The sequence below is a fragment of the Burkholderia sp. BCC0419 genome (assembly GCF_902830285.1).
In the GTDB taxonomy this organism is placed as follows: domain Bacteria; phylum Pseudomonadota; class Gammaproteobacteria; order Burkholderiales; family Burkholderiaceae; genus Burkholderia.
The window spans coordinates 1,114,868-1,130,746 of the sequence record NZ_CADESR010000001.1; the positions used below are offsets into that span (position 1 = coordinate 1,114,868).

General features: G+C 62.8%; 11 protein-coding genes. 10 read left to right on the forward strand and 1 reads right to left on the reverse strand.

Annotated elements, in window-relative coordinates; all coding sequences use genetic code 11:
- Positions 1 to 41: 41 nt before the first annotated feature.
- On the reverse strand, positions 42 to 2,222 hold the full coding sequence (locus HWW87_RS04945; RefSeq protein WP_175819473.1) for a TonB-dependent siderophore receptor: 2,181 nt from the start codon (positions 2,220 to 2,222) through the stop codon (positions 42 to 44).
- Between the two features lie 344 nt (positions 2,223 to 2,566).
- Here HWW87_RS04945 and HWW87_RS04950 point away from each other — a divergent pair, with 344 nt between their 5' ends.
- The 10 genes from HWW87_RS04950 (at position 2,567) to HWW87_RS04995 (ending at position 15,832) form a co-directional block, all read left to right on the forward strand.
- Entirely contained in the window at positions 2,567 to 3,196 is a 630-nt protein-coding gene (locus tag HWW87_RS04950) for a LysE family translocator (protein ID WP_175819474.1), read from the forward strand.
- 405 nt (positions 3,197 to 3,601) lie between these two features.
- Complete coding sequence (locus HWW87_RS04955; protein ID WP_175819475.1) at positions 3,602 to 6,379, forward strand: type VI secretion system tip protein VgrG; 2,778 nt, start codon at positions 3,602 to 3,604, stop codon at positions 6,377 to 6,379.
- A gap of 23 nt (positions 6,380 to 6,402) precedes the next feature.
- The gene (locus HWW87_RS04960) at positions 6,403 to 8,664 is read left to right on the forward strand and encodes a DUF3274 domain-containing protein (RefSeq protein ID WP_175819476.1); all 2,262 of its coding nucleotides are present in this window, start codon (positions 6,403 to 6,405) and stop codon (positions 8,662 to 8,664) included.
- Complete coding sequence (locus tag HWW87_RS04965; RefSeq protein ID WP_175819477.1) at positions 8,661 to 10,142, forward strand: virulence factor; 1,482 nt, start codon at positions 8,661 to 8,663, stop codon at positions 10,140 to 10,142. The genes HWW87_RS04960 and HWW87_RS04965 overlap by 4 nt, the downstream gene beginning before the upstream one ends.
- Positions 10,143 to 10,151: 9 nt before the next feature.
- Positions 10,152 to 10,415, forward strand: coding sequence for a PAAR domain-containing protein (locus HWW87_RS04970; protein ID WP_027784933.1), 264 nt, complete (start codon positions 10,152 to 10,154; stop codon positions 10,413 to 10,415).
- 46 nt (positions 10,416 to 10,461) lie between these two features.
- On the forward strand, positions 10,462 to 11,799 hold the full coding sequence (locus HWW87_RS04975; protein WP_175820675.1) for a virulence factor: 1,338 nt from the start codon (positions 10,462 to 10,464) through the stop codon (positions 11,797 to 11,799).
- 349 nt (positions 11,800 to 12,148) lie between these two features.
- Positions 12,149 to 13,255, forward strand: a complete 1,107-nt coding sequence (locus tag HWW87_RS04980; protein ID WP_175819478.1) for a toxic anion resistance protein — start codon at positions 12,149 to 12,151, stop codon at positions 13,253 to 13,255.
- Between the two features lie 20 nt (positions 13,256 to 13,275).
- Entirely contained in the window at positions 13,276 to 14,016 is a 741-nt protein-coding gene (locus HWW87_RS04985) for a VWA domain-containing protein (protein ID WP_175819479.1), read from the forward strand.
- Between the two features lie 43 nt (positions 14,017 to 14,059).
- Complete coding sequence (locus HWW87_RS04990; RefSeq protein WP_175819480.1) at positions 14,060 to 15,076, forward strand: DUF475 domain-containing protein; 1,017 nt, start codon at positions 14,060 to 14,062, stop codon at positions 15,074 to 15,076.
- A 99-nt stretch (positions 15,077 to 15,175) separates the two neighbouring features.
- The gene (locus tag HWW87_RS04995; RefSeq protein ID WP_175819481.1) at positions 15,176 to 15,832 is read left to right on the forward strand and encodes a TerD family protein; all 657 of its coding nucleotides are present in this window, start codon (positions 15,176 to 15,178) and stop codon (positions 15,830 to 15,832) included.
- The last annotated feature ends 47 nt before the right edge of the window (positions 15,833 to 15,879 follow it).

A 15,879-nucleotide genomic window follows, 5' to 3' on the forward strand; every position in this document is an offset into this window, starting at 1 on the left:
AGCAAACTCTGGCGGCAGCTCGCCACCCCCTTCCGCGCCCGTCAGAAATCCGTCGTCATCGACAGCCACACCGAGCGCGGGTCGCCCTGCGTCAGATATCCGCCGATCGTCGACGACCAGTACGACTTGTTCGCGACGTTGCGCACGGTCGCGCGGAACGTCGTCTTCTTGCCGAGCACGTCCGTCGCGTAACGCGCGCCGAGGTCGAAGCGGTCCCACGCCTGGATCGACATCGTGTTCGCGACGTCCAGGTACTGCGGCCCGGTGTGGATCCAGCGCGCGGTCAGCGTGAGCCCGCTCAGCATCGGCACGTCGTATTCGGCGCCCGCGTTGAGCAGGAACGACGGCACGCCGATCGGCCGGTGGCCGTCGTTCGCGCCGCTCGCCGTGTTCTGCAGCGTCGCGTTGAGGTACGTCGCGCCCGCGATCAGCCGAACGCCTTTCCACGGCTCGCCGTACACGGCCGTCTCGATGCCGCGGTGCCGCTGCGTGCCGTCGGCGCCGAACAGGTTCGTCGCCGGAACGGTGTACGCCATCGGCTTCTCGATCTGGAACAGCGCAAGCGACGCGCCGTACTTGTCGGTGTCGTAGCGGATGCCGGCTTCATATTGCTTCGACCGGTACGGCGACAGCGCCTGGCCTGCGTTGCGCGCGGTGTTCGGCGCGATCTCGCCCTGTGCGAGCGCTTCGCTACGGTTCGCGAAGATCGACACGTTGCGCCACGGCTTCACGACGAGACCGAACACCGGCGTCGTGATCGCGTCGCTGTAGGCGCTGGTGACCGCGCCCGTATAGCTGAAATTGTCGACCGAGATCGACTGGCGGCGTGCGCCGATCGTGAACAGCACGCGGTCGTCGAGGAAGCCGAGCGTATCGGACACCGCGAGGCTGCGCAGCCATGTCTTCGTGACGGTGCCCGGATCGTTCATGTCGCCGCCTGTGTAGGCCGTCGGCGGGGACGCGACCGGCGCCGGATCGTAGAGCGTCGTCGGGAACGCGTTCGACATCGTGTACGCGGACTGGCTGTCGACGCGGATGAACGACGTGCCGGCCGTCACGAAGTGCGACACGGGGCCGGTCGTGAAGCGGCCGCGCACCCCGGCTTCGGCCGACTGCGCATCTTCCTTGTGCGGCACGCTCAGGCGCGAGCCGGTCGTGCCGGACGACGAGTAGGTCGGCGTGTAGTAGTCTCCGTGCTCGTTCGTATGGCGCGCGCCGGCCGATACATAGGCCGTCCACGCGGGCAGGAAGTCGTACTCGACGCGCACGATCCCGACCGTGTCCTCGAGTTCGCTGAAGCTCCACGGCTGCGCATAGTTGTGCGTCGCGGACGGCACGGCGGGCAACTGATTGCCGCTGACGAGCACGACCGGGCGGCCGTTGTCGATTCGTTGCCGCTGATACAGGAAGTCGCCGGACAGGCGCAGCCTGTCGCCGCGCCAGTCGAGCGACACCGCCGTCACGTTGCTGCGGCGGCGCTCGTCGTCGACGGCCGTGTCGCCGCCGCTGATCGACTGGTTCACGCGCACGCCGAACTGGCCTTCGCTGCCGAAGCGGCGGCCGATGTCGACATGCGTGCCGAGCGAACCGGACGTGGCGCCGTCGACGGTGACGCGCGTAAGCGGCTTGTCGTCCGCGCGCTTCAGTTGCAGGTTCACGCCGCCGCCGACCGCCGAGCCGTTCGGCGACGCACCGTTCAGGAATGCATTCGCGCCCTTGAACACGTCGACGCGCTCGACCGCATCGGTCTGGACGAGCTGCCGCGGCGTGACGCCGTACAGGCCGTTCAGCGACACGTCGTCGCCGGCGAGCGCGAAACCGCGGATGACGAACACCTGCGAGAAGTTGCCGTAGCCGGATGCGCTGCGCACGGCCGGATCGTTGTCGAGCACGTCGGCGAGCGTGTGCGCCTGCTGGTCCTCGATCAGTTTCGACGTGTAGGTGGTCATGCTGAACGGCACGTCGCTCGCCTTTTGCCGGCCGAGCACGCCAAAATCCGCGCCGCGCGCGACCTGGCCGCCGGCGTAGGTCGGCGCGAGATCCCCGGGCAGCGGCTCGGCCGCGCCGGTCACGTTGATCGACGGCAGCACGGTGGAGTCGGGCGCGGCGTTGGCGGCGGAAATCGCCTGCTGGGCTCGTGCGGCGGCCGGGAAGGTGCAGGCAAGCGCAATGCCGAAGGCGATCGGCGAGAGACGCCGGACGGGTAGCGAAAGTGTCGACATGGGACGCAAATCGGGTGTGGTCAGTGATCCATCCCAGGGCGGCAAGTCGGAATCCGGGCGGCGTGACGCGTCCGTACTGTCGCGGACGTGTTTTTATCGAGCGGCGGAGTCTAACGTAAACGAGAATCATTGTCGTTTACGAAAAAGTCGGGATCACTATTTGGGATAACGGGTGCCGCTCATGCTCGATGGCGCACAACCGTCGAGCGGATGTCGGGATGAACATGCGACTATGCGAAGTCCGCATTCGTCGTAACAAACCGTGCGCACCGGTCGCGGCCTGTCGGGCCGATCATGTCGATGCCGCTGGTCCGCATCGCTATCTTCAAAAGGAACGCCACGCCATGTCGCTCTCCGCCTTGCTCGCTTTTGCGCTGATCCTGTCCGTCGGGGTCGCGACGCCCGGCCCGACGGTGTTGCTCGCGATGAGCAACGGTTCGCGCTATGGGTTGCGTCACGCGATGGTGGGCATGCTCGGCGCCGTCACCGCCGACGTCGTGCTCGTCGCGCTGGTCGGGTTCGGCCTCGGCGTGCTGCTCGATGCGTCGGAAACGGCGTTCGTGACGCTGAAGCTGCTCGGCGCGGCGTGGCTCGCGTATGTCGGCATCCGGATGCTGATGTCGAGCGGCCGGGCCGCGGCTGCGCAGCCACGCGTGCCCGCGACGCCCGATCGGCGGAGCGCCTTTCTGAAGAGCTTCTTCGTCGCAATGAGCAACCCGAAGTACTACCTGTTCATGTCCGCGCTGCTGCCGCAGTTCGTCGACCGGTCGCAGGCGATCGCGCCGCAGTACGCGATTCTCGCGGCGACGATCGTCGCGATCGACGTGATCGGGATGACCGGTTACGCGCTGCTGGGCGTGCATTCGGTTCGTGTGTGGAAGGCGGCCGGGGAAAAGTGGCTGAACCGGGTCAGCGGATCGCTGCTGCTGATGCTCGCGGGGTACGTTGCGCTGTATCGGAAGGCCACGCATTGACACGGTGATGGAGCGCGGAAGCTTCGCGCCGATACCGGCGCGACGATGAAACCGGTCGATCGCTTCGCGCTCGAAACGCACGACGGGCCGTACGAAACGTGGCCGGCGCGCACGCGTGTGCTCGTGGATGGCGTGCGTTCCGGTCTTGCCGTTTCCGGTTACGTACGACACCGGGACGACGATCGAGGGGCATGGGATGGGACCGGCCCGTTTCGAAAGAATGTGAACTGCTGAGCCCGTTGGGCGCTTTGCAAAAAGGATTCTAAATCCTGTCAAAAAGCCGTCACCAAGCTGACAAATTTGCTATGCTCGCCGAAAACCAGACGGGCGGCACTCCCAGGACGGACCAGCGGGCGTGATTGCTCGCCGAACAACGAAGTCAAACAAAATCCTGAGAGTCACGCTGTGAATACAGCCGAATTGCTACGCACGTTTGCGTTGGGGGTGGTCGATCAAAACAATCGGCCGGTTCGCATGAACTGGGGGCCTGCCCAGAAAACGCTCGAGCAAGTGCTTGCGCTCCAGTATGCCGATATCCGCGAAGGGTTGATGACGGGTATCGAGGGGCATCTGACCTGCGTGTCAGCACGGGCCGATCTTCCGATCCGCAGCTTCATCGGGCTGCCGGTTTCCGTCGAGATGACGACCGATCGCGGGCGTCTCCACACCATCAATGGCATCGTCACCGACGTTCGCACCGGACAGTCGGACGGTTCGCTGACCTGCTACCAGCTGACGATTCGCGATGTGCTGTCCGTGATGGAGCGGCGGACCAATTCGCGGTTGTTTCGTTCCAAGAGCCTGCCCGACATCCTGGGTGTGCTGCTTCAGGAATGGCGCCAGCGTAGCTCGGCGCTGGCAGGCGCATTCGAGTTCGACCTGTCCGGCCTGCAAGGCGAGCGTTACCCGGCGCGTGAACTCACGCGGCAGGTCAACGAGTCGGACGCGCATTTCATCCGGCGGTTGTTGCGACGGGACGGGGCGACCGTATTCGTCAAGGCGGGTAAGGCCGGCGAGCGGGCGAGCGGCAATGCGCACGACACGCCGGTGCATACGCTGGTCTTTGCCGACGACTCGATGAAGTTGCCGGAGACGGTCGCCGGCACCATTCGCTACCACCGCGACGCCGCCACCGAAGAGCGTGACTCGATCACGCTGTGGGCGACGAGCCGCCGGTTGATCCCAGGCAAGATCGTCCGGCCGACGTGGGACTACAAGAGCGGCCGGATGTCGCAAACCGAGCAGGCGACGATCGTCGATCAGGGCGACGGCGGCAACGACCTCGGGCATTTGCTGGCCGACGTCGTCATCGATATCCCGCATGCCGGGGATTCGTCGTCCGATCTTGACCGGATCGGCAAGGACCGGATGCTGGCGCATGAACTGCGTGCCGAATCCGTCGATGGCGTAAGCAATGTGCGTGATCTGGCCGTCGGTCACTGGTTTGCGCTCGTAGAGCATCCGCAACTCGACACGTTGCCGGCCGAACAGCGGCAGTTTGTCGTCACGTCGCTTCATCATTGCGTGCGGAACAACTTGCCGAAGGAACTGAACGAGCGCGCGCAATCGCTGTTCGCGGCAAGCCGCGTGCTGTTCAACGCGGTGCCGACCGACGTGAGCGGCAAGCCGGGCGACGAAAGCGACAGGCGCTACGAGAACACGTTCTCGTGCGTGCGGCGCGGCGTGCCGCTGACGCCTGCCTACGATCCCCACGTCGACCTGCCGCCCGTGCATCCGATGACGGCCGTCGTCGTCGGACCGGAGGGCGAGGAGGTGTTCTGCGATGAAATGGGCCGCATCCGTGTGCGGATCCAGGGGCTGAGCGCGGACGATCATGCGCACGCGCAGGGCGCCGGCACGAGCGGCACGCCGTCCGACAGTGCGCCGGTGCGCGTCGCCTGCGCGCTCGCCGGGCCGAGTTTCGGCGCGAATACGTTGCCGCGCGTCGGCATGGAGGTGCTGATCGGCCATATCGGCGGCGATCCGGACCGGCTCGTCGTGATGGGCGTGCTGGCCAACGGGCCGAACATGCCGGCGACCTTCAGTCATACTGGCGCGCTGCCGGGCAACCGCTATCTTTCCGGCACGAAGACGAAGGAAATCAAGGGGCAGCGCTACAACCAGATTCGCTTCGACGATACGCCCGGGCAGATCAGCAGCCAACTGGCGAGCGAGCATGCGTACAGTCAGTTGAACCTCGGCTATCTGACGCAGCCGCGCGACAACGGGCAGGGTGCGGCGCGCGGCGAAGGCGCCGAGTTGCGCAGCGATGCGCACGTGGCGATTCGCAGCGGCAAGGCGATGCTGATTTCAGCCTGGGAGCGGCTGCGCGCGAGCGACGGCCACCTCGCGCGGGACGAGTATCTGCAGTTGATGCAGGAATGCGTCGAGCTGTTCAAGAGTCTCGGCGACTATGCGGGCCAGCATCAGGGCGTTGCGCCGGATATGCAGCCGCACGATGCGCTCATGACCACGGTGAAAGGCTGGCCGAACGGCGAGGCGTCCGGCGGCGGTGAATCGCCAGGCGCGTCGATGGCCGCGATCGGCATCACCGCGCCGGCCGGCATCAGCATGGCGACGCCCAAGACCGTGACGACCCATGCGGGCGGCAACGTCGATGTCGTCGCGCAGAATCACCTGCAGTACACGAGCGGGCAGCGGATCAACCTGCAGGCCGGGCATGGCGTGGCGATGTTCGCCCACAGCGAGGGCGTGTCGGCGATCGCCAACCAGGGGAAGGTGGCGCTGCAGAGCCAGAACGACGACACGCAGATCGATTCGGCGAAGAACATCCAGATGACGGCGGGCGGGGGCAAGCTCGCGGGCATGGCCAGCGAGCAGGTCGTGTTCGTGACGTCGGGCGGCGCGTATTTGAAGCTGCATGGCGGCGATATCGAGCTCGGGTGTCCGGGGAGTTTTACCGTCAAGTCCGCGTCGCATACGTGGGCGGGGCCGGCGAGCATGAGCGCCGACTTTCCGAAGTTCGACCAAGGCTCGCTGGGGCGGGTGCCGAAGCTGGTCCGGGCCACTGACGGGCAGCCGGTCGAGGGCATGGAAGCCGAGGTGCGAAAGGCGTCGGGTGAATTGATCAAGGGGAAGACCGACGCGCAAGGCAAGCTGGCGCCGGTCAGCAGCGATCAGTTCGAACAATTGGCGGTTCGCTTTTTCAAGTCGAGAACCTGAGCTGAGTCTTCAAGAAAAACAACATGTTCAACTACAACTTTGCGCAGAACCCGGGCGGGCAACCGTCGACGGACGACCCGTCGCAGACTTCGGTGGGCGGTGGACTGGGGACGACGCTGTTCAACCGCAACGACCTCGAGTGCGTGATGCAGATGCCGCTGCCGGGCGTCGTCATTTTCGTGCACGGGGTGAATTCGGAAGGGGAATGGTTCAAGGAGGCCGAGAAGGGGCTGTGTGCCGGATTGAACCGGCGCATGGGGCGTTATGACGATCAGCTGTTCCATTGGGGGCCGGTGGCCGGGCAGATGACGCCGGTCAGCTATATCGAAAGCCTGACGCCGGACGGCTTCCTGAATCCGGACATGTCGTCGAAGACGTACATCAAGCCCGATCCGTCCTTTTCGCCCGTCATCCACTTTCGGTGGGGCTATGCTGCGAATGCGGTGGAGCTGAAGGAGTATGGCGACAAGATCATGCTCAACGAAAAGAATTACTGGGGCGGTGGCCCGTTCGCGGGCGGGTGTTCGAGTCTGCCGGATCTGTGGAACGACGGGTTGAACGATCGGCTTTTTCTGTGGCTGACCGTTCAGCACATGAATGGCATCGGCAATCGAAAAATCTACTCCACGCCACCGCGCACTTACGGTGTGCTTGGCGCACTGCGGCTGGCACGCCTGGTCGAATCGATCCGCAAGCGACAGGCCGACGCGCCGATCACGATCGTATGCCACAGCCAGGGGAACATGATCGGCCTTGCCGCTGCATTCCTTGGAGACCGTTTGCCCGAGGTGACGGATCAATGGGGCAAGAAAGGGCGCTGCGTCGCCGATACCTATGTTCTCGCCAATCCCCCGTACAGTCTCGTCGAAGCCAACATGACCGACTCATGGGCCCAGCGCGGGGTGCGCGACAAGAACGGGCACGTGGGGCGCGAGACCTATGTCGCGCGCAAGGAAACGCTGAGGGAGTACTTCGATATCCTGCGTGCCCGGGCCGATCTCGAGATGCCTGCGGAGGATCTCGATCGCGCAATGGAAAACGCAAGGCCGTCGAAGAACGGGGGCAAACCATATAGCGCAGCCAAGGACCGGGAGGCGCATGGGCTGTATCAGAAAAACACCTACGGGAGAGTGACGCTGTACTGTTGCCCGCACGATCAGGTCATTTCTGCCCTGACCGTTCAGGGAATCGGCTGGCGCGGGATGAGTGTCGACGACATCAGTGCGACGAACGCGTGGGGTGTTTTTTCGCAACGCGTGTTTGCATCGAATTTCGAGGTCGGTGGAGAGAACAAGCTCTATCGGTATTGGCAGGATGACTGGCGCAAGGACAAGAACCAGAAGGAAGGTTTCTGGTATCCGCCATCACCGCCTGCGCGGTATGGTCTTGGACGAGGTGTTCATTCCAATGGATGGTGGCTCCCGCAGTTTTTCACGATTGCCACGAGCCCCGTCCTCTCCCTGTTCAATTTGACGAACATGGCGGTCAATGCCGATCCGCCCAAAGACTGGGAAATCCCGATTACGGCACCGATGCTCGACAAGGAAACTCGCTTCCTTCCGCAGGCGTTGCGCTACGACAAACCATCGGGCGCTTGCGATGCGCAAGGGAAACCGATTGAGGAAGGGCGCTTCAACGAGAGTTACGATCCGCCGTCGGCTGGGCGTGACGCCAAGAAGGAGAACAAGCGCGATGACGATCCGTATGACAACTTCGACGCGAAGTCGGAAAAATTCAAGACTGAGGGTGATGCGCTGAAAGCGCAGGGGGATGCGGCGTCCGAGGCTGCTCAGCGGTATGAGGATCATTCGATTCTTCGCATGGAAGCGCGGAGATCCGGAAATCGTCGCTGGATCGACAAGGAAGGAAATGTGGTCGGGGAAGACAATCCGGAGGCAGCGAGTGCTGACTATACCGAATGGCGGAACAACGAGATTTTTCAGATTCTGAACGGCGGGGACAAGAATAACCCCACCAACCATTCGACCATCATGACCAACAAGGACCATGCTGAAAAGGCGTTGGCTTATGATGTCGCAATTGGGCTTTGCTATCTGACTGAAGATGATTTGGCATATCTCAGAACTCAAGCTGATTGGAGGTTTGCCAGTGATTCCAGGAAGAGTGATCCTAATTTCAATTTGATGAATTATATAAATACTGGCAAGCATGGCGATTTGTTTTTGCCTGATTGGGCAAAAAAAGACGAAAATGCCAAGATGCCAGGGAAAATATATGACGAGCGAGATGGCGGATTTTTCCTGAAGCTGGGAGGTGTTTTGTGAAGGCGGTCATTTCTACCTGGCCGCGCCGAGTCGGGATTGCAAGTCTTGCGTTGTTTTTTGCTTTAGGGGCATCATTTTTGATATTGATTTCGTCTGGCAAGCCGACGGGAGAGTTATTGAGTATGGGTAATCTGATGAGACGATTGGTGCTGGTCCCTGGGCTCGTGGCAATCATGGTATTTGCGTTCGCAACAGTGATTGCAGCCCCTCGCGCGGTGGCTGCCTCGTCGACCGATAAGGCAGTCCCCATAGCTGGAGCCAGTTCATCCAAACCTTTCGTTGCTCAAGTTGTAGGGCTTGGATGGATGAATCCCCTTCAACGCAGAGACTATCCTACCGAGTGGCAAATATTGTGGACACTTGGTCTAGTCAAGCCAAATGTCAACGACGATATGGTTCGAACGAACCCGAGGAAATATTCGACGTTGCAGGCAATTTCCATTGTCGCCGATGGCAATCGAGGTAGCGAATCTTTTTCTGGATTTTATGAGAAGTATGTTGATAAGTTGTTGTTGCTGTTCCGGGTTCCGTATTTTACTAACGAAGATTATTTTTATACCGTCAGTGCGGATGAGAAAGGGAAGTGGCGAGAGTTGGCTGGTGTGCACGTCGAACTGGCTATTCCTTCTGGTCGAATTGAGCCTGCATCGGCTGCGTCATATCTGCGCAATCGCATTGTCAATATATTCGAAATCGGCAATCCATCCGCAAAAAATCTATGGAGCCGCGACACACCGCCCGACGTGCACGTGACGACGGGCCACGGCAATGCCGGCTTCGCATCGCTGGACGCCGCGCTGGACTATCTGGCTACGCATCCGGACAAGAGTGCGTGGGTGATGAACTGGGACGCGCCGAGCTTTCCGCCGAACGACGAACAGATCAACGAGAACATGGTGGTGCTATTCCTTGCCGGCCCGGATCTGAAGACCGAGCGCGAGCCGCTGGCGTGGATCGGTAAAGCCGCACGAAGCAACGTCAAGGACTTCGAGGCAAAGCAAGGCGCGAGCCGCGCGGTGCAGGCATGGAAGTCGACGATCGATACGGCGGTGAATAATGCGGGTGTGCCGGTGTCGTCGGTGAATTACGTCGTGCACGACGCGGGCAAGGGCAGCGATGCTGCATCGACACGTATTGCCTCACTGTCGCAGACGCTGACCGAAGTGCTGCCCGAGTACGATTTCCGTACGCAGACCTTCAATACATCGGCGTTGCTCGGTGACATGGGTGCCGGCGCGGCGCTGACCGATGTGGCACTGGCAATCGGCCGAGCGAATCACCTCGGTGGAAATGTGCTCGTAGCCGGAACGACCGACACCGAGCACCCGACAGCGGTGGTGGTGGTCGCGCCTTCGAAACTGACGCCGATTGATGCAAGTAAGAATTGGTTTCGCGCGCGCGGCGGAAACAACGCCTATCTGCCTTGGTGGGGACGTCGTCACGATGCGAGCCCTACGACCCAAGGCTATTCAAAGTAAGGAGCGCGCATGCGCGGAATCATTCGAGTCGGCGACGCAACGAGCCACGGCGGTCAGGTCGTGACCGGCAGCGCGGTCAGCGAAGTGATGGGGCGGCCGGTCGCGCGGCTCGGTGATACGTGTGTCTGTCCGATCGCGGGCCATCAGGCCTGCTTTATCGCCGAAGGCGATCCGCAGGTCATCGTCGACGGGAAACCGGCCGCATTCGATGGTCACAAAACGTCGTGTGGTGCGACGCTGATTTCGAGTCTGGCGTCGTCCGGACGGGAGTGAATTACCGGACCGGCGTTCGGGGTTGGCCGGTTCGATCGGGATATTCATGCACTGCTTCACTCTTGCTAAACGCATCGGGTGCGTCTCGATCGTCATGGCGGCACTCTTGTCGGGTTCGCCGTTGCGGGCCGAGACGAGCACCGCATCGGCGAAATCTGTCGAAGGTGCGGCTGCTGCGCCGTTTGTCGCCCAGGTTGTCGGACTTGAATGGCTCAATCCGCTGCAACGCCGTGACTATCCGACCGAGTGGCAATTGTTGTGGACGCTCGGGTTGGTGAAACCGAATGCCAACGACGATATGGTCCGGACCAATCCCGTGAAATACTCGACCTTGCAAGCGATATCCATCGTCGCGGATGGCAGCCGGGGACGTGAGTCGTTTGCCGGCTTCTATGAAAAATACGTCGACGAACTTCTTGTGTTGTTCCGTACGCGCTACGTGATGAACCCCGATTATTTTTACACCGTCAGCTCGAAGCACAAGCGGGAGTGGCGTGAACTGGCCGGGGTGCGTGTCGAACTCGCACTTCCTGCCGGCCGTCTCGACCCGGTCGCTGCCGGCGCGTTCTTGCGCGACGAAATGGTAAATATGTATGAAATCGGCAACCCCTCCGCAAAAAATCTATGGAGCCGCGATACGCCGCCCGATGTGCACGTGACGTCGGGCCAGGGAAATGCCGGCTTCACGTCGCTGAACGCCGCTCTGGACTACCTGGCCGTGCATCCCGACAAAAGCGTGTGGGTGATGAACTGGGACGCGCCAAGTTTTCCCCCGCAGGACGAACAGATCAACGAGAACATGGTGGTGTTGTTTCTCGCCGGCCCGGATCTGAAGACCGAGCGCGAACCGCTGGCATGGATCGGCAAGGCGGCGCAAGGCAACGTCCAGGATTTCGACGCGAAGCAGGGCGGGAGCCGCGCGGTGCCGGCATGGAAGTCGACGATCGATGCGGCCGCAGGCAATGCGGGCGTCGCAGTCTCGTCGCTGAACTACGTTATTCACGATGCGGGCAAGGGCAGCGCTGCCGCGTCGGCAAGGGCTGCGTCCCTTTCGCAAGGGCTCGCGGAAGCCGTGCCGGAAAGCGACCTCCGCGGCGCGACCTTCAACACGTCGGCACTGCTCGGTGACATGGGTGCCGGCGCGGCGTTGACCGATGTGGCGCTCGCGATCGGCCGCGCAAATCACCTCGGCGGAAACGTGCTCGTGGCGGGAACGACCGACGCCGAGCATTCGACGGCCGTGGTGGTGGTCGCGCCGTCGAAGCTGACGCCGATCGATCCCGGCAAGGACTGGTTCCGCGCACGCGGGGAGAACAACGCGTACTTGCCGTGGTGGGGCCGCCGTCACGACGCGCGCCCGGCGTCGCAAGGCTATTCGTACTAGGACGCGACGTCAGGCCTGCGTTAAGCAATCTGTAACAATCAGCGGAATAGCGAGAGGCAAATTCTTTCAAAATACTTTCAATTTCTCTTTGCCGACGTGTCACGATGAGTCCGGATTCGCGCTCCATCAAGGCATTTGTCCTGACGTTGCCGGAGGCGGCATCGAGGTTCCCATCGCATATATTACAAAGCGTATGAAAATTGAAAGAATCACCCGGCTTGACGCGCCGCACCGTCGCCCTTTATTGTCCGTCTGCCGCCCGTGAGAGAGCACGACGGCACTCGCGGAAGCGCGCCTCGCGCGCACGACAACACGTAGCAAAAAGCAGAAAAGGAAACGGGGTAGCCACATGAAGCCGCTATTCGACGACAAGCAATCCGATGCGGTCAGCGATCGTCCTGCCCCCCCGTCTTTGTCGCCCGTCGCCGTGCCAGCCGCCGTCGCCAACGCTGCCAACGTCGTCGTGCCGGCAGCGCCGCCGACGGAACACGCGCGCCTGATCACCGTCGACGAGATCGACCAGCTCGGCGCGACGCAGGGCACGCGGATCGCCGCCTTCTCCCAGCAGATTCTCGCGAGCGTCCGGGCATCGGACGCCGACCAGTTCGGCGACAAGCTCAACGAGCTGATCGCGACCGCGAAGGAACTCGACCCGCGCGGCGCCGACAAGGGCGGGCTGCTCACGCAGGTCACGCGGCTGTTCCGCTCGACCAAGGAGAAGCTGCTGTCGCAATACGAGTCAGTGAGCAAGCGGATGGACACGCTCGTCGTCGAACTCGAAAACCATGCGCAGCGCCAGAAGGCCGGCATCGACGAGCTCGAGCGGATGTACAACGACAACTACGCGTTGCATCAGGAGCTTGCGCAGTCGAAGGCGCACGGCGAAACGGCGCTCGCGACGCTGCGCGCGCATCTCGCGGCCGGCCAGCAGCCGGCGGACGATGCGTTCGCCGCGCAGCGCCTGCTCGACGTGAAGCGCAAGGTCGACGCGCTCGAAAGCAAGCTCGACGACCTCGACCGCGCGATGCTGATGTCGAAGCAGCTCGCGCCGCAGATCCGGATGGAGCAGGACCAGAAACGCACGCTGACGTCGAAGTTCATGACGATCAAGACCGTGCTGATCCCCGCGTGGACCAACGCGTTCGCGCTCTATCTCGAGCAGCTCAGCACCAAGCGCGCGGCGGCGCTCGCGAACGCGACGTACGACGCGGCCGACGAGGCGATCCGCGCGCAGGCCGACCTGAATCGCCAGAACGCGCAGGAAGTCGCGAAGCTCGGCCAGCGTCCGGTGATCTCGACCGACACGTTCGAATACGCGCAGCAGCAGCTGTTCGGCGCGTTCGACGACATCACGCAGATCATTGCCGACGGCCGTCGCCAGCGCGAGCAGGACGCGCCGCGCCTGCGCCAGCTCGAACAGGATCTGATCACCCGATTCGCTCCGAAGCACAACTAAGAGAACCGAGAGAACACCGCATGATTACGCTTGAGAAACGCGCGGCGAAGGTCGCGATCGTCCTCGAAAAACGTCAGATCCTGAAGCCGCCCGTCGTGCGCGTCGGTGCGGCGCTCGACATCTCGGGCTCCGCGAAGCCGCTGTACCAGTCGGGCGTGATCCAGGAGACGCACGACCGGATCCTCGGCATTGCACTGAAGTTCGACGACAACGGCGAAGTCGACACGTGGACCTTCACCGAAGGCTACGACCGCCTGCCGACCGCGACGCCGGACAACTACGGCTCGTACATTTCCGACCATGTGCTCAACGCGCGGATCGACAAGTGGGGCGGCACACAGTACGCGCCGGTGATGAACGACATCGTCGACTTCTTCTTCCGCGCGCCGGAGCCGAAGCGTGAGGAAAAGCGCGGCTTCCTGAGCCGGCTGTTCGGCGGTGCGGACGACACGTCCGCGCCGGCCGCCTCCGCGCCCGTGAACGGCCATCTGCCCGCGTGGGTGCTGTTCGTCACCGACGGCCAGAACCCCAAGAACGACCGCAAGCGCGTGCGCCAGTTGCTGGCCGAATCGCAGCACTTCCCGCTGTACTGGTCGCTGGTCGGCGTCGGCGATCCGACCGAATTCGACTTTCTCGCGGAAGTCGCGGGCGAAATGCCGAACGTCGGCTTCCTGCATCTCGAGTCGCTCGACCTCAGCGACGAACAGATCTACGAACAACTGATCACGCAGGAATTCTGCGACTGGGTGCGCGCGAAGTAAGCGCGCACCGCCTGCCCATTTTTCTGAACTCGATTACCCCATCATGTTGAAAGACTTCAAGATCCCCTTGTCGCTCACGGTGCTCGCGCTGATCGCGGCCTATCTCCTCGGCGGCGTGAAGGACATGCTGATCGTCGCGGTCCTGTGCGTGCTCGAAATTTCGCTGTCGCTCGACAACGCGGTCGTCAACGCATCGGTGCTCAAGAACTGGTCGGAGAAGTGGCGCAACCGCTTCATGGTGTTCGGCCTGCCGGTCGCGGTGTTCGGCATGCGGCTCGTGTTCCCGCTGCTGATCGTCGCGGTGATCGGCCACATCGGCCTGTGGGACGCGCTGACGCTCGCGGTCGAATCGCCGGACAAGTACGCGGCGGTGCTGACGTCCGCGCATCACGAAGTGTCGGCGTTCGGCGGCGCGTTCCTGCTGATGGTGTTCTTCAAGTTCATGCTCGACACCGAGAAGGACGAGCACTGGATCGGCTTCCTCGAAGGCCCGATGCGCCATCTCGGCCGCATCACCGCGCTGGAAGTGGCGCTGACGCTCGCGATCGTGATCATCGCGTCGTTCTACGTGCCGGCGGCCGAGCAGGTGAGCTTCCTGCTCGCGGGCGCGTTCGGCGTGATCGGCTTCGTGATCGCGCACGGCGTGGGCGACCTGGTCGGCGGCGAGGACACGGGCACGCGCGTGGTGCGCGAAGGCGTCGCGGGCTTCATGTATCTGGAAGTGCTCGATTCGTCGTTCAGCTTCGACGGCGTGATCGGCGCATTCGCGCTGTCGAACAACATCTTCCTGATCGCGCTCGGCCTCGGCGTCGGCGCGGCGTACATCCGGGAAATGACGCTCGTGCTGCTGAAGAAGGGCACGCTCGCGCAGTACCGCTTTCTCGAGCACGGCGCGTTCTGGGCGATCGGCGCGCTCGCGACGATCATGTTCCTGGGCGTGAAGTTCGAGGTGCCCGAGGTCGTCACGGGCCTGGTCGGCGCGGCGATGATCGCCGCGGCCGTGTGGTCGTCGATCGTCGTACAGCGCAAGGAAGACCGCGCTGCGGTGGCGGGCAAGTAAGCGCGCGTCACGCGGCACGAAAACCATCAACGAAGGGGCCGCCCCATGCGGCCCGGCATCGCCGCCGGCGCAACGGCGGTTCCAGCAGAAGAGGTTCAGATGATCAATTTGTCGAAAGGCGGTCGCGTCAACCTGTCGAAGGAAGCGCCCGGCACGCAGAAATTCCGCATCGGTCTCGGTTGGGACGCGAACGCGACGGACACGGGCACGGATTTCGATCTCGACGTGTCGGTGTTCCTGTGCAAGTACGATGCGCAGAGCAATCCGAAACTGATCTCGGATCAGCACTTCGTGTTCTACAACAGCGAAGTGCGCACGATGGAGCGCAAGGAAACCTTCATCCAGCCGGGCGACGATTTCCCGAAGCGCGGGATGCCTTCGTCGAAGTGCCTGGGCGTCGTGCATAGCGGCGACAACCGTACGGGCAGCGGTGACGGCGACGACGAAGTGATCTTCATCGACATGACGAAGCTCGCGGCCGATGTCGAGGAGATCTCGGTGGTCGTGACGATCGACCAGGCCGAAGCGCGCCGCCAGAATTTCGGGCAGGTTCGCAACAGCTACATCCAGATCGCCGACGAGGTGTCGGGCACGGTGATCGCGAAGTACGTGCTCGAGGAAGACTTCTCGATGGAGACGTCGGTGCAGGTCGGCAGCTTCTATCGCCGCGACGGCCACTTCATGTTCAAGGCGGTCGGCGCGGGCTATAACCGCGGCCTCGGCGATTTCGTCCGCGCGTATGGCGGCGCGGTCTGACTGGCGGCAGCCCGGCGCGCGGAACCCCGCCGCGCCGGGCAGGAAGC